The organism is Streptomyces sp. NPDC002701, assembly GCF_042889045.1.
GTDB lineage: Bacteria > Actinomycetota > Actinomycetes > Streptomycetales > Streptomycetaceae > Streptomyces.
Genome location: NZ_JBIAQL010000001.1, coordinates 708,502 through 722,198, shown reverse-complemented (window position 1 = coordinate 722,198; position 13,697 = coordinate 708,502). Strand labels below are relative to the sequence as shown.

Sequence of the window (13,697 nt, the reverse complement as noted above, 5' to 3'; positions counted from 1 at the left end):
GGAATGACAAGGGCACAAGGCGCGAAGCGCGAGGCGCGAGACCCAGGCGGCTCCCCCGGAAACCGGAAGCCCGGAGACCCGGCGGACCCGAACCCCACTTGAAGCCCGGAGGGACAAGGTGGCCCCGCCCGCCGGTCAGGGAGAGCGAGCGGGGACCACTTTGTTCATCCACGGTACAAAACGAAACGGCGATCCCGCTACCCACCCCCGAGGACTCGTCCGAACCCACCCGGGAGCCATTCCGCACGACGGCACGACATAGCGGACGGCCCACTCCGAAAAAATCCGCCCCATGCCTTGTCGTGTCATGCCCACGTCATTAACTTCTCACCCGACGCACACCTCCCGGAAACCGGCCCCCGCGAGCATTCAGTGCCCGCAGGTCAACTTCCCCCCACCCAAAGGGAGTTCACATGCCCAAGGTCTACGCGCGTCGACGGCTGAGTCTAGTCGCGGCCCTCACCGGACTGATAGCCATGGTCGGGCTGTTCCAGAGCCCGGCCGCCTCCGCCGCGCTGCCCACCCCGGTCAGCGCCGCCACCGCCCGCACCTACCTCGCCTCGCTCACCGTGGCGACCGAGGACCGCACCGGCTACGACCGCGACCTCTTCCCGCACTGGATCACCATCAGTGGCACGTGCAACACCCGAGAGACCGTTCTGAAGCGTGACGGTACGAACGTCGTCACCAGCTCCGCCTGCGCCGCCACCAGCGGCTCCTGGTACTCCGTCTACGACGGCGCGACCTGGACCGCGGCCTCCGACCTCGACATCGACCACCTCGTGCCGCTGGCCGAGGCATGGGACTCCGGCGCCGACAGCTGGACCACCTCGCGGCGCCAGGCGTTCGCCAACGACCTGACCCGCCCGCAGCTCATCGCCGTCACGGACAACGTGAACCAGTCGAAGAGCGACCAGGACCCGGCCGAGTGGATGCCGTCCCGCACGGCCTACGCCTGCACCTACGTCCGCGCCTGGGTCCAGGTGAAGTACTACTACGGCCTGTCCGTCGACTCCGCGGAGAAGAGCAAACTCAGCTCGGTCCTCAGCGGCTGCTGACCGGGAACTTTCCCGATGTCTCGCCGGGAATCTCCCCAACGGTCTCCGTCGTTCCGTACCGTACGGGGCGACGGAGGAGGGTGATCACACGTGGCGAGTCTGCGCCTGGGTCCACTGCTGAGGTATGTCGACGGCTCGTCCGCGACCGTCTGGGTCGAGGCGAGCGGCCCGTGCACGGCCGAGGTGCGCTGCGCGGACGGCTCGGGCGGTGAGGCCCGCACCTTCCAGGTCGCGGGCCATCACTACGCCCTGGTCCCGGTGACGGGCCTGACACCGGGCACGACCACGGCGTACGAGGTGCTCTTCGACGGGGCGGGGGTCTGGCCCCTGCCCGACTCCCCCTTCCCTCCCTCGGCCGTCCACACCCCGGTGGACGACCGCGAGACCGTCCGGGTCGCCTTCGGCTCCTGCCGCTGGGCCTCACCGCCCGAGGGCGAGAAGGACCCGGTCGGCCCGGACGCGCTGGACACCCTCGCGGCCCGCATCGCCGCGGACCCGCAGGGCGAGCGCCCGGACGTCCTGCTGCTGCTGGGCGACCAGGTGTACGCGGACGAGGTGTCCGAGGCCACCCGCCACTGGCTGGAGAACCGCCGCGGCCTGGACGAGCCGCCCGGCGCGGAGGTCGCGGACTACGAGGAGTACACGCACCTCTACTACGAGTCGTGGCTCGACCCCGAGGTCCGCTGGCTGCTCTCCACCGTGCCCAGCTGCATGATCTTCGACGACCACGACGTCATAGACGACTGGAACACCAGCGAGGCGTGGGTCTCCGACATGCGGGAGACCGGCTGGTGGCGCGAGCGCGTACTCAGCGGCCTGATGTCGTACTGGGTCCACCAGCACCTCGGCAACCTCTCCCCCGAGCACCTCGCCGAGGACCCCCTGTACGCGTCCGTGCGGGCCACGCCCGACGGCACGGACGCCCTGCGCACCTTTGCGGCGCGGGCCGACGCCGACCCCGCCTCGGTCAGCTGGAGCTACCGCCGCGACTTCGGCCGCACCCGCCTTCTCATGGTCGACAGCCGCGCCGCCCGCGTCCTGGAGGAACAGAACCGCTCGATGCTCGACCCGGCGGAATGGACCTGGCTGCGCGAGCAGATGCTGGACGGACAGCAGCCGGAGGGGCGGCAGAGCAACGGGCAGCAGGGCGACGGGCAGCAGGGCGACGGGCAGGCTTCCGGCGGGTCCGGGGCGTACGACCACCTCCTCATCGGGACCTCACTGCCCTGGCTGCTCCCGAACCTCGTGCACGACGCGGAGGCGTGGAACGCCGCGATGTGCCGGGGCGAGCGCGGCGAGCGCTGGGCGCGGCGCGGGGAGAAGCTGCGACGGGCGGCCGACCTGGAGCACTGGGCGGCCTTCCCGTCGTCCTTCGACAGACTGGCGGAGCTGATCGCGGAGGCCGGCTCGGGACCGCAGGCACCGGCGACGGTGTGCGTGCTGTCCGGAGACGTGCACCACGCGTACATCGCCGAGCCGGTCTGGCGCGAGGACCTGGCGGCTCCCGACGCGCGCGTGGTCCAGCTGACCTGCTCCCCCGTCCACAATTCCATCCCGCCCTACATCAAGATCGGCTTCCGTTTCGGCTGGAGCGGCGTGGGCCGGGCCATCGGCAGGCGCTTCTCCCGGCACGGCAGGGTCACTCCCCCGCCCGTCGACTGGCGGAAGACCGGCGGCCCCTGGTTCGGCAACCAGCTCATGACGCTGACCCTGACCGGCCGTTCGGCCCGGCTCCGGCTCGACCACGCGCGTGAGGAGCGCGACGGAGCGGCCCGGCTGCGGACGATCGCCGAATCCGAACTCAGCTAGCGCACACGGGCGTCGGTGACGTGTGCCGCGTACGTCTAATGCGTACGTTGCCCACGTAGAACCCTGTTGTGCGTGATGCTGGTGCTTGGTACCCGCGAGTCCAGTGAGTCCCGTGAGGCATCCCACAACCGGCACCGTTGATCCGCCACAGAGCCGGTTCCCGCGCGGTGCGACGGCATGATGATGCGGACCGTCCGCTTCCAGCGGGCGGTGCGCCGTTCATGCCCCACCTGTCCGGGAGTCACACCCTTGTCTGCAGCGACCGCGGAGCCGACGGAACCGACGAGGACCACCGGGTCCCCAAGAACCACTGGGTCCACAAGGAGTACCCGGCCCACGGACTCAGGATCCACGGACGCGGGATCCGCAGCCTCGGGATCCGCGGACGCGGGAAGACACGTCTCCGTGGCCCTGGTCGGCGCCGGGCCGCGCGGCACCAGCGTCCTGGAGCGCCTCTGCGCCTCCGCACCCGAACTCCTCGCTCCCGGCACGCGACTGACGGTCCACGTGGTGGATCCCTCGCCGCCCGGCCCCGGCCGCGTCTGGCGCACCGCCCAGCCGGCCGAGCTGCTGATGAACACCGTGGCCTGTCAGGTCACCCTCTTCACCGACGACAGCGTGGACTGCTCGGGCCCGATACGCCCCGGTCCCAGCCTGCACACCTGGGCCGAGGGGCGGCTGGGCCCGGACGACTACCCGACCCGCGCCCAGTACGGCCGGTACCTGGAGTGGGTGTTCGGCGAGGTGGTCCGCGGGGCGCCGCCCGCGCTGCGGATCGAGACGCACCGGGCGCGCGCGACACGCCTGGACGGCCCGGCGGAGGGCCACCAGACCCTCGTACTCGACGACGGCCGTTCGCTGACGGACCTGTCGGCCGTGGTCCTCGCCCAGGGCCATCTGCCGACGGTGGCGGACCAGGACCAGGAGCGGCTGTCCGCGTACGCCGAACGCCACGGCCTGCGCCATGTCCCGCCCGCCAACCCGGCGGACCTCGACCTGTCCTCCGTGGCTCCCGGCGAGACCGTCCTGCTGCGCGGCCTGGGCCTCAACTTCTTCGACCACATGGCCCTGTTCACGACGGCCCGCGGAGGACGCTTCCTGCGGACCCCGGCCGGTACGCGTTATCTGCCCTCGGGCCGTGAACCACGGCTGGTGGCCGGCTCGCGCCGCGGCATCCCGTACCAGGCGCGCGGCGACAACGCGAAGGGCCCGTACGGCCGTCACGTGCCGGCCGTGCTGACCCCGGAGGCCGTCGCGGGCTTCCGCAAGCGTGCGGACTCGGGCGAGGCGCCGGACTTCCTGGCGGAGATATGGCCGTTGGTGGCGAAGGAGGTCGAGACCGTCTACTACGAGCGGCTGTTGACCCGCAGAGCCGACGGGGCCGACCGGACGGGCGCGCGCGGAGCCGACGGAACCGGCGGGCACGGGGCCGAAGCCGTCCGCCGCTTCCGTGAGCGCTTCCTCGCGGTGCCGCACCGGGACCCTCAAGAGGCGGCCCTCCTCGACGAATGGGGAGTTCCGGAGGCCGACCGCTGGTCCTGGGACCGCGTCTCGCGCCCGTACGGACGGCGCGTCTTCACCGGTCCCGCGGACTTCAGGGGCTGGCTGCTGGCCCACCTCCACGAGGACGCCGGACAGGCCGCGCTCGGCAACGTCGACGGCCCCCTCAAGGCGGCCCTGGACGTGCTGCGGGACCTGCGCAACGAGCTGCGCCAGATCGTCGACCACGGCGGACTCGCCGGCCCGTCCCGCCGGGAACACCTGGACCGCTGGTACACCCCGCTCAACGCGTTCCTGTCCATCGGCCCGCCGCGCCGCCGAGTCGAGGAAATGGCCGCGCTCATCGAGGCGGGTGTGCTGGAGGTGCTCGGCCCCCGCCTCGAAGTGCGGGCGGAGGGCGGGGCCTGGGTGGCGCACTCCCCCGACGTGCCCGGCTCGACCGTGACGGCGACCACCCTCGTCGAGGCCCGGCTGCCCGAGCCGGACCTGCGGCGGACCGCCGACCCGCTGCTCGCCCGGCTGCTGAAGACGGGCCAGTGCCGCCCGCACACCGTCGACGGTTACGAAACCGGAGGGCTGGACGTAACACAGCGCCCCTACCATCTGATCGATCGTCAAGGGCGTCCGCACGCACGGAGGTTCGCGATCGGCGTGCCCACCGAAGGGGTGCACTGGGTGACGGCCGCCGGGGCCCGGCCGGGTGTGGACTCGGTCACTCTGTCGGACGCCGACGCGGTGGCGCGGGCCGTGCTGCGCACGGTCGCCGCGCAGGCGGGACAGGGGGAGCAGCGGGATCCGGAGCCCGCCACGCCCGAAAAACCGTGGCCAAAACTTGAACTTGCAAGCATTGAACAGGCGCACCTAACGTAGAGCACTCACTCGGTTACGTCCCCCGCCGGTCCTCACGGGACCGTACCCAAACCGAAGGAGTTCCCCCTCATGACCGGACGCCTCAACAGCGCCCAGCCATACGCCATCGGCCTGTTCCGCATCGTCATCGGCCTGCTCTTCGCCTGCCACGGCGCCGTGGCGCTCCTCGGCGTCCTGGGCGGCGCGGACGGCAAGGGCGGCACCGTCGAGACCGGCGCCTGGCCCAACTGGTACGCGGCCGTCATCGAGCTCGTCGGCGGCACCCTGGTCCTGCTCGGCCTCGGCACCCGCATCGCGGCGTTCATCGCCTCGGGCGCGATGGCCTACGCGTACTTCAAGGTCCACCAGCCGGAGGCCCTGTGGCCGATCGAGAACAACGGTGAGGGCGCGGCCATGTACTGCTGGTCGATGCTGCTGCTCGTCTTCACCGGCTCGGGCGCGTTCGGCCTCGACCGGTTCCTTCCCGACCGCTCGTCCACGCCGGCCGGGGAGAACCGCCCCTCGGAGCCCGTCACGGCCTGACGCACCGGGCTGGCCCCGGCATTCAGGGCACGCAACCCGTCACTCGTAGCACGCGGGTGAACATGGTGTGGCGAACATCTGAGCCCCCTGTGGATCTCGTGTCGGACCCTCGGCGTACGCTGTATGGCTGTCACAGGCCGCTCCTGCCGCTCCCCCGCGACACCGCGGCACACGGCACGGTCGGGGCCTACGGGGGAGACACAGGGGAGTCTTGGTGCTTGAGAGTGTGGGGTCGCTGTCCGGCACCCCTTGGATCTACAGCCAATGGATCTACGCCGTGGTGGCGTTGTCGGTGCTGTTCGACGTCTTCCTGCCGGTACTGCCGAGCGGTGTCCTGGTCATCACGGCGGCGACGGCGGCCGCGGCGGGCACCGGAGCGGCGACCGAGCACGTGCCGGACATCCTCTCCCTGATCCTCTCGGCCGCGACCGCGTCGGTCCTCGGCGACCTGGTGGCGTACCGGCTGGCCTGGCGCGGCGGTGCCCGGCTGGACCGTGCGATCGCCCGCTCACGCCTTCTGAGCGGCGCGCAGGAACGTCTCGGCGCCGCCCTCGCACGTGGCGGCGGCGCCCTGGTCGTGCTCGCCCGCTTCGCGCCCGCGGGCCGCTCTGTCGTGTCGCTCGGCGCGGGCGCCGCGCACCGCCGCGTCCGCGAGTTCCTGCCCTGGTCGATCCTCGCGGGCCTCGCGTGGGCGGCGTACAGCGTGGCCCTCGGCTACTTCGGCGGCCAGTGGCTCGGCGCGACGTGGCTCGCCTCGGGCATCTCACTGCTGGCGCTGTTCGGGGCGGGGGCGGGGGCGGCCTTCCTGATGCGCCGCCCGACACCGACGCCGAGCCCTCTGCCGGCCTCGACGCCGACCGCCCTGCCGGCGTCGACGCCGTCGTCGCTGCCGGCCTCGACACCGCTCGCGACAGGGCCCGTACCCGCCTCGGATCCGGGCCCGAGGGCCTGAGACGGCTCGGCGCACGGCGCGGCACCCCGCGGCACTGCACGGCACAGCAGCGACCGGGGCGGTGCCAGTCCGTCCCGGGGTGGTCAGTCCGTCCCGGGGTGGTCAGCCCGCCCGGCCGGGCGGGCCGGTCCGGCCGCGGACCTCCAGGCCGGCCAGCAACTCGGCCGTGGCCGCCGTGACCGCCTCGACCGCGCGGTCGAAGACCTCGCGGTTGTGGGCGGCCGGGCACGGAAGCCCGAGACCTTGCGGACGTACTGGAGGGCGGCGGCGCGGATGTCCTCCTCCGTGGCCTCTTCGGGCAGGACGGGCGGTCGGAGTGTCTTGATGCTGCGGCACATACGTCCAGTCTCGCGCGAGGCACTGACATCGCGAGCCCTGCGGATGAAGCCCTGGACGAAGCCTTGGACGAAGTCCCGGATGAAGTCTCTCAAGGAACTCGCATCACAAATTCGAACAGGCGTAGCATTGTCGTGTGGCTGCGACCTATGACTTTCCGAGCGACCTCCTGTCCGGACAGGAGGAGTTGCATCAGGTCCGGGCCGAGCTCCTGGCCCTGCTGAAGCGGCTTCCCTGGTCGGTCGAGCCCCTGGACGGCTTCAGCGACGACCACGGCTGGCGCAAGGTGGAACGCCCCGCCTCCCCCGGCTGGTCGCCCGACGAACAGGCCGAGATGGAGAAGCTCAGGGAGCGCGAGCGCGAACTGGCGGTCTTCGTGACCTGCCACCGCTTCTGGTCGGAGGTCATGACCGCGGAGAAGGTGGACGCCCGGATGGCACTCAAGCACGTACGGGAGAGGCACGCACGGGACAGGGAGGAGGACGAGGAGCCGTCGTGAACCACGAGGAGCCCTCGTGACCACGACGAGTCCTCGTGACTACGACGAGTCCTCGTGAACCCGTCGGGTCAGACCAAGCCGTGGGGGCGGGTCACGCCCCGGCCCCCCGCTCCTCCCTGATCCGGGAGACCACCCCGCCGACCGTCGCCCGCACGGCCTCCAGCTCGGTCAGGAAGTGCCAGTAGTCCGGATGCCGTCCCTCAAGCGTGCCGATCGCGCGCTCCAGACGTGCCACCGAGTCGTCGAGCGGGCGCGCGTGCCGGGGGTCGGGGGTGTTGCGGCCGGCCATGGCGAGGCGCTGCGCGTCCCGGATGGCGAACCGCGTGCGTTCGATCTCCCGCTGCGGGTCCTTCGACACCTCGTTCAGCCGTCGCAGCCGGTCGCCGGCCGCGGACACCGCCTCGTCGGTGGTGTTGAGCAGCGCGCGCACCGTGGACAGCAGTGCCGTCGCGTCCGCCCAGCGCTGCTCCTCACGGGCGGTCCGCGCCTCCGCCAGCTTCTGCTCGGCCTGCCGGACGGTCTCCGCGGACTGATCCGGCACATGCTGGAGGTCCTGCCAGCACGCGGCCGTGAACCGCCGGCGCAACTCGCTGAGGACCGGCTCCACCTGCCCGGACCGCGTGGTGAGCGCCTGCGCGCGCGTACGCAGGGAGACGAGACGCCGGTCGATCTCGGTGGCCCGCTCCGGCAGCCGCTCGGCCTCCGCGCGGACGGCCCCGGCGTCCCGGGCGACCCGGTCGGCGCGCTCCAGGGTCTCGGGGACGCCGTGCTGCCCGGCGCCCTGGTTGAGCTTGGTCAGCTCGGGGGCGAGCGCGGCGAGGCGGGCGGCCAGGTCGTCGGCTCTGAGCCCGGAACCCGATCCCCGTACGGCGTCCAGCGCGTTCGACGCGGCGAGCAGGGACTGGCGGGCGCGTTCGACGGCGGGGGCGAGCCGGGCGAGCTGGGTCTCGGCCTTGCCGAGGAGCGGGGCGAGTCCCTGTTCGAACCGGTCCAGCTCCTGCTTGACCCGGCTCAGCTCGTCCTTCGCCTTGCTGAGCTCCGTGCGCGCGTGGGCGGCGACGGATGCCTCCAGGTCGTCGCGGTCGAGGTCGTGGGCGTCCACGGCGTCGATGTACGTGTGACTGACCTCGTCGATGCGCCGGCCGAGCGCCTCGAAGTCGGCGACCGCGCGCCGGGCCGCCGGGGTGTCGTCGACGGCGGTGATGGTCTCGATCGAGATCCGCAGATCGCGCTGCGCCGTGTCGAGTTCGTAGAACGCGGCCGCCGCGGCGTCCTTCGCGGCCTGCGCCTCGGCCCGCTGGCTCTCGGAGCGCCCGCCGAACCACCGCCGCGTGCCGCCGCCGGCGAACGCGGCGGGCAGGGTGAGCGTGAGCAGGGGGAGCGGCAGGAGGACGAGGGCGAGCAGGTCACGGCCGGCACCGCCTGCACGGCCGGCTCTGCCTGCACGGCCGCGAGCCCTTGTGGGCCCGAACACGGCACGGTGGCGAGGTACTTGCTGTGCACATGGCACAAACGGTGTGTACGGCTGCGAAGGTGTCGCCGTCACTTCCCTCTCCCGTGCTGTGATCCGTCCCGCCCCGGTGGTCCCGTTTCATTCTCCCACCAGGTAAGGACGAACACACGGGTCGGTTAGTTCGCCGTACGCACCGTGACTTTCCCGTCCTGGGTGTGGGCGGAGACCACGTGAGGGCTGCTCTCGTCACGGGGGACCGACACATCCACGGAGCCGTCCTTGGTACCGGTCGTGACGCGGTAGGTGGCGTCCGGCAGCCCGATGGTGAGCGAACCGTCCTGCCCGCGCGCCGAGACCCGGTCCGGAACGGAGGCGAATTCGAGGCGGGCGGAACCGTCCTGGGTGTGCACGTCGACGCGCCGCGAGTCGATGCCGGTCGCGTGAACGGATCCGTCCGCGGTGCGCAGGGTGAGGGCGCCGGAGACGTCCTGAACGCGGACGGACCCGTCACCCGACCGGATGTCGAGGCCCTTCTCGAAGCCGGTGGCCCGCACGCTGCCGTCCTGGTCCTTGACGGTGAGGGCGACGGCGCGGGGCACCACGATCCGGTGCTTGGCGGAGCAGTCGGCGACCACACCGGCGCAGTGCACGCGGAGCTTGAGGGTGCCGTCCTTCATCGCCCAGCTGATCTCGGGATCCCGCCCGATCGCGACGCTGGCCTTGAACCACCGGGTGACCTGGACCTCGTCCACGTCCCCCGCGACGAGTTCGAGCGCCGAGTCGTCCGAGTCGACGGTCAGCGCCCGCCCGCTGAACGCGAACGACCGCTTCTCCGGTTCGGTGTCGTCCTCGGCGCTGTTCCCACACCCGGAGGCAAGCAGCCCCACGGCGAGAACCCCCACGCCGACCGCGGCCAGGGAGCCCCGGCGCCCCCGGGTGCCGTACCGGCTCGAACGCCGTACATCACTGCTCGAAGAACGCTGACGACCACTCATGACGGGACTCCCCCACATTCGACCGCCCGCGGCCCCACGCTGTGCCCCGGACACACCTCGACCGTACGGATCCGGCCCCCACCACGGGATCCGGACCACTCCCGGATACGAGGTGGGGTAAACCCCCGCATCCCCCGCCCGCCCCGATCCCCGAGAACGGGTTTGCGGGGCACCGCCCCGGGCAATGTAGGCTGTCGACTCGTCCCGGGCGCGTAGCTCAGCGGTAGAGCGCCGCCCTTACAAGGCGGATGTCGGCGGTTCGAAACCGTCCGCGCCCACCAGTCCGTGGACATGAACAAGGCCCAGGTCAACCGGTGTGACGCCGGATGCCTGGGCCTTTGTGCGGGTCGCGGTTTCGAGCGTGGGCGCGTCGTGGCGTCCGTCCCCCTTCGCACGCGGCCGAAGTGGCGTCCCGTAGGTGAAATACAGTTGGCCGACCATGGCCGATCTCCTCGGAATCAACCACCTGACCCTGTCCACGACCGACCTCGACCGGCTCGTGTCGTATTACACGGAGCTGCTCGGGGCAGCGCTCGCGTTCGAGCGCGCTGCGACTTCTTCCGAGCCTCGGATCGCAGTCGTCGATGTCGGCGGTGACGACCACCTGATGATCGTCGAGACCGCTGCCGCCCCCGCCGCCGGCCTGGATCCCCTCGGCCGGGCGGGATGGGGGCTGCGCCTGGGTACGTACGCTCAGTTGGAAGAGACGCGCGAGCGCATCCTGGGTGCCGGGTGGCCGGTCGGCGACATCGAAACACTGCCCACACAGTGGACGATGACGGCCCGCGATCCCGACGGACGCCCCGTGGACGTGCGAGCGCATCGCCCCCGCCCCGTCGCGGTCGACGCGCTCCGATGACCTGGGCAGCCGTCACGGCGGGGCCGACCGGGCTGTCCCGGTCGGTGAGCGCGCCGACTTGCAGCGCGCATGTCGGCAGTTCGGTACCGTCCGCGCCCACCAGCCCCAGCGCATAGAGGCAAGGCCCAGGTCAGCCGGGGTGCAAGCCGGCGGCCTGGGCCTTGACTCCTGTCGGCGGTCCTGCGGTCCTGCGGCGCCGTGCCGGGGTCAGGACACGTTGCTGCGGATCGAGTCGCCGATGAGCCCGTCCGTGTACGTCACGTACTTCGGGGTGAAGCGGCCCTTGCCGGTGACGCTGCCCGAGACGTTCTCGCCGGGGGCCAGTTCCACGGTGTCGATCTGGTTCTCGTCCGCGCCCAGTTCGGCGCTGTGCTTCGTTCCCTTGCTGTCGGTGATGGCGAAGTACAGCGGATTGACGTCGATCGACTCGTCACTGTTGTTCGTGACCGTCACGGCGACGCTGGTGTAGTCGTCTCCGTCGGCGAGGACGGACCCCTTGAACGTGGTCTTCTCCGCCGTGACCTTGACGGGCGACTCGGGCGCCGCCTCCTCCTTCTCCTTCTTCGGAGCGTCGCGCTCGTCGGCCTCGGCCGCGGCGCCCGTGTCCTCGGTGGCGGCCGCCGGGTTGTCCTTGCCGCTGTCGTCGGAGCCACCGCCCAGGGCGGCGCCGAAGATTCCGAGGATGACCAGGAGCGCGAAGACGCCCGCGCATCCGATACCCACGATCTTGCCTGTGCTGTGCTTCTTCGGCGGGGGCGGCGGGGCACCCCATCCGGGCTGGCCCTGCTGCTGTGGCTGTTGTCCCCATTCGGGCCGTTGTGGGTATTGCTGACTCATCTCGTCCCCCATTGGTTTGCATCTGCGCGAGAGACGCGAATCCTACCGTTGCGCCAGATGTGTAAGTTACTGGGATGAGATCGGAAGTATGTTCATATATCGCACGGATACTCAGGCCAGGGCTGGCGGGAGCGCCTCGGTGGGCGGATGCTGAGGGGACCGATGTGCTGCGCTCGCACCCGAGGAGGCGGACATGGCCTCGCATGTACTGCGTACGGCGCCCAGGCGGCGGATCCGTCTCGACGAGCATCTGCCGGTCGACCACCGGCTCAGCCGGTTCTACCGGATCGGCGCGGGGCTCATGGGGCTCGTACTGCTCGTCTTCGGCGTCCTGGGTCTGATCGACAAGGTGGGGTTCTTCGACACCAGGGGTGACACCGTCTCGGGGCTGAGTACCAACGGCGCGCTCAGCGTGCTCTCGATCTGCGTCGGGCTCCTCCTCTTCGCCGGCATGGTGATCGGCGGCAACGTCGCCTCGACCATCAACATGGTCCTCGGCGTCCTCTTCATCCTCAGCGGCTTCGTGAACCTCGTCCTGCTCGACTCCGGCCTCAACTTCCTCGCCTTCCGCATGCCGAACGTGCTGTTCAGCTTCGTGGTCGGCGTGATGCTGATGTTCTTCGGGATGTACGGGCGCGTCGGTTCGGCCCTGCCCCACGACAACCCGTACTGGCGGTCCCGCCATCCCGAGCAGGCCGCCCAGGAGCAGCGGCAGCAGGCAGGGGCCGAACTGCGCGCGAAGGCCCTGGCCCAGGGCACGCGTTCCACCCCGGCTCCTCTGGGAGACAGCCGCTCCGCCCGCTAACCTGAGCGCATGCCTCGCTATGAATACCGCTGCCGGACCTGCGGCGACACCTTCGAGAAGAGCCGTCCGATGGCCGAGTCGTCCGCGCCCGCGGCCTGCCCGGCCGGCCACGACGACACGGTGAAGCTGCTGTCGACGGTCGCGGTCGGCGGCTCCGCGTCGGCGGCCGCGCCGGCTCCCCGGACCAGCGGTGGAGGCGGTGGCGGCGGTTGCTGCGGCGGGGGCTGCTGCGGCTGACCTCCGCCCGCGCCCGGCCACCGCGTTCGCCCGGCCACGGCGTTCGTCCACCGCAGCTGACGCCCTGCTATGGCCACACGGCTACCGCTCCCCTCCCGCTCCCGCTCCCCCTCCCGCTCCCGCTCCCCCTCCCGCTCCCGCTCCCGCTCCCGCTCCCACTTCAGTCTGGCTTCAGGTTCGGTTCTCTAGCGTCGGGTGGGTGACCGACAGCAGCGCACCCCAGTGGATCAACGGCCTCATGGACACGCTCGGCGCCCCGGGCGCCGGCATCGCCATTGCCCTGGAGAACCTCTTCCCACCCCTGCCGAGCGAGGTGATCCTGCCGCTCGCGGGGTTCGCGGCGAGCACCGGGCAGATGAACCTGTTCGCCGCGCTGCTGTGGACGACGGCCGGTTCGGTCGTCGGCGCCCTCGCGCTGTACGGGGTGGGGGCGCTGCTCGGCCGCGATCGCACGGTGGCCATCGCGGGGCGGCTCCCGCTGGTCAAGGTGTCGGACATCGAGAAGACCGAGGCGTGGTTCTCCCGGCACGGCACCAAGGCCGTGTTCTTCGGGCGGATGATCCCGATCTTCCGCAGCCTGATCTCGGTGCCGGCGGGTGTCGAGCGGATGCCCCTGCCCGTCTTCCTCGGCCTGACCACCCTCGGCAGCGCCATCTGGAACACCGTCTTCGTCCTCGCCGGCTATCTGCTCGGCGACAACTGGACCGTCGTCACCGGCTATGTGACGACCTACTCGAAGGTGGTACTGGGCGCCGCGGCCCTCGCGGTCCTGGCCTTCGCGGGCGTACGCCTGTCCAGGCGTGGGCGAGGACGCGGGAGCAGGCGACGTGGACGTCAGGGTCCGTCCGGCGCCCCGGAGGCGACCGAAACCGCCGCTGCGCGCGAGACCACCGGCGCCGGCAGCGACCGGCGGGCTCCCCGCAGCTGAGCGGCCCTCCACCGGCCGACCCGGCCCCTGCCTGCTC

The 13,697-nt window shown here is 71.4% G+C and carries 13 protein-coding genes, 1 tRNA gene and 1 pseudogene; 11 read left to right on the top strand and 4 right to left on the bottom strand.

Annotation, left to right across the window (positions count from 1 at the left end):
* Nucleotides 1–413: 413 nt before the first annotated feature.
* The 5 genes from ACFYXC_RS03045 (at nt 414) to ACFYXC_RS03025 (ending at nt 6,711) form a co-directional block, all read left to right on the top strand.
* On the top strand, nt 414–1,058 hold the full coding sequence (locus ACFYXC_RS03045; protein WP_389546180.1) for an HNH endonuclease family protein: 645 nt from the start codon (nt 414–416) through the stop codon (nt 1,056–1,058).
* 90 nt (nt 1,059–1,148) lie between these two features.
* Nucleotides 1,149–2,867 (top strand): alkaline phosphatase D family protein, encoded by a 1,719-nt coding sequence (locus ACFYXC_RS03040; RefSeq protein WP_389546177.1) that lies wholly within the window; start codon nt 1,149–1,151, stop codon nt 2,865–2,867.
* Between the two features lie 405 nt (nt 2,868–3,272).
* The gene (locus ACFYXC_RS03035; protein ID WP_389546174.1) at nt 3,273–5,237 is read left to right on the top strand and encodes an FAD/NAD(P)-binding protein; all 1,965 of its coding nucleotides are present in this window, start codon (nt 3,273–3,275) and stop codon (nt 5,235–5,237) included.
* Nucleotides 5,238–5,306: 69 nt separating this feature from the next.
* The gene (locus ACFYXC_RS03030) at nt 5,307–5,759 is read left to right on the top strand and encodes a DoxX family protein (RefSeq protein ID WP_388908506.1); all 453 of its coding nucleotides are present in this window, start codon (nt 5,307–5,309) and stop codon (nt 5,757–5,759) included.
* Nucleotides 5,760–5,973: 214 nt separating this feature from the next.
* On the top strand, nt 5,974–6,711 hold the full coding sequence (locus ACFYXC_RS03025) for a VTT domain-containing protein (RefSeq protein WP_389546171.1): 738 nt from the start codon (nt 5,974–5,976) through the stop codon (nt 6,709–6,711).
* Between the two features lie 102 nt (nt 6,712–6,813).
* Here the strand turns inward: ACFYXC_RS03025 and ACFYXC_RS03020 are convergent.
* Nucleotides 6,814–7,049: pseudogene (locus tag ACFYXC_RS03020) on the bottom strand (DUF2277 domain-containing protein).
* A gap of 134 nt (nt 7,050–7,183) precedes the next feature.
* Here ACFYXC_RS03020 and ACFYXC_RS03015 point away from each other — a divergent pair.
* Nucleotides 7,184–7,546 carry a hypothetical protein gene (locus tag ACFYXC_RS03015; RefSeq protein ID WP_389546168.1) on the top strand — a complete coding sequence of 121 codons (363 nt, stop codon included), beginning with the start codon at nt 7,184–7,186 and terminating at the stop codon, nt 7,544–7,546.
* Between the two features lie 91 nt (nt 7,547–7,637).
* On the opposite strand, the gene ACFYXC_RS03010 is transcribed toward ACFYXC_RS03015, so the two are convergent.
* Both ACFYXC_RS03010 and ACFYXC_RS03005 read right to left on the bottom strand, forming a co-directional pair.
* The gene (locus ACFYXC_RS03010) at nt 7,638–9,092 is read right to left on the bottom strand and encodes a hypothetical protein (RefSeq protein WP_389546165.1); all 1,455 of its coding nucleotides are present in this window, start codon (nt 9,090–9,092) and stop codon (nt 7,638–7,640) included.
* 83 nt (nt 9,093–9,175) lie between these two features.
* Complete coding sequence (locus ACFYXC_RS03005; RefSeq protein ID WP_389546163.1) at nt 9,176–9,994, bottom strand: DUF4097 family beta strand repeat-containing protein; 819 nt, start codon at nt 9,992–9,994, stop codon at nt 9,176–9,178.
* Between the two features lie 206 nt (nt 9,995–10,200).
* On the opposite strand from ACFYXC_RS03005, the gene ACFYXC_RS03000 reads away from it, so the two are divergent.
* Both ACFYXC_RS03000 and ACFYXC_RS02995 read left to right on the top strand, forming a co-directional pair.
* Nucleotides 10,201–10,275, top strand: a tRNA-Val gene (locus ACFYXC_RS03000).
* Nucleotides 10,276–10,433: 158 nt separating this feature from the next.
* The gene (locus ACFYXC_RS02995) at nt 10,434–10,853 is read left to right on the top strand and encodes a VOC family protein (RefSeq protein WP_389546160.1); all 420 of its coding nucleotides are present in this window, start codon (nt 10,434–10,436) and stop codon (nt 10,851–10,853) included.
* 207 nt (nt 10,854–11,060) lie between these two features.
* Here ACFYXC_RS02995 and ACFYXC_RS02990 read toward each other — a convergent pair whose 3' ends face one another.
* Entirely contained in the window at nt 11,061–11,690 is a 630-nt protein-coding gene (locus ACFYXC_RS02990) for a DUF4352 domain-containing protein (protein ID WP_389546157.1), read from the bottom strand.
* A gap of 193 nt (nt 11,691–11,883) precedes the next feature.
* Between ACFYXC_RS02990 and ACFYXC_RS02985 the strand changes: the two genes are divergently transcribed.
* From ACFYXC_RS02985 to ACFYXC_RS02975, 3 genes are all read left to right on the top strand, one after another.
* Nucleotides 11,884–12,495 (top strand): DUF4383 domain-containing protein, encoded by a 612-nt coding sequence (locus ACFYXC_RS02985; RefSeq protein WP_389546155.1) that lies wholly within the window; start codon nt 11,884–11,886, stop codon nt 12,493–12,495.
* A 9-nt stretch (nt 12,496–12,504) separates the two neighbouring features.
* On the top strand, nt 12,505–12,732 hold the full coding sequence (locus ACFYXC_RS02980) for a zinc ribbon domain-containing protein (RefSeq protein WP_388908524.1): 228 nt from the start codon (nt 12,505–12,507) through the stop codon (nt 12,730–12,732).
* Nucleotides 12,733–12,931: 199 nt separating this feature from the next.
* Nucleotides 12,932–13,660: a DedA family protein gene (locus ACFYXC_RS02975; RefSeq protein ID WP_389546152.1), complete on the top strand. Its 729-nt coding sequence runs from the start codon at nt 12,932–12,934 to the stop codon at nt 13,658–13,660.
* Nucleotides 13,661–13,697 lie beyond the last annotated feature (37 nt).

Bases quoted from the DNA above. Each gene is read 5' to 3' on its own strand.
- ACFYXC_RS02990 (WP_389546157.1), bottom strand. From the start codon at position 11,690: ATGAGTCAGCAATACCCACAACGGCCCGAATGGGGACAACAGCCACAG.
- ACFYXC_RS02980 (WP_388908524.1), top strand. From the start codon at position 12,505: ATGCCTCGCTATGAATACCGCTGCCGGACCTGCGGCGACACCTTCGAG.
- ACFYXC_RS03045 (WP_389546180.1), top strand. From the start codon at position 414: ATGCCCAAGGTCTACGCGCGTCGACGGCTGAGTCTAGTCGCGGCCCTC.
- ACFYXC_RS03030 (WP_388908506.1), top strand. From the start codon at position 5,307: ATGACCGGACGCCTCAACAGCGCCCAGCCATACGCCATCGGCCTGTTC.
- ACFYXC_RS02985 (WP_389546155.1), top strand. From the start codon at position 11,884: ATGGCCTCGCATGTACTGCGTACGGCGCCCAGGCGGCGGATCCGTCTC.
- ACFYXC_RS03005 (WP_389546163.1), bottom strand. From the start codon at position 9,994: ATGAGTGGTCGTCAGCGTTCTTCGAGCAGTGATGTACGGCGTTCGAGC.
- ACFYXC_RS02995 (WP_389546160.1), top strand. From the start codon at position 10,434: ATGGCCGATCTCCTCGGAATCAACCACCTGACCCTGTCCACGACCGAC.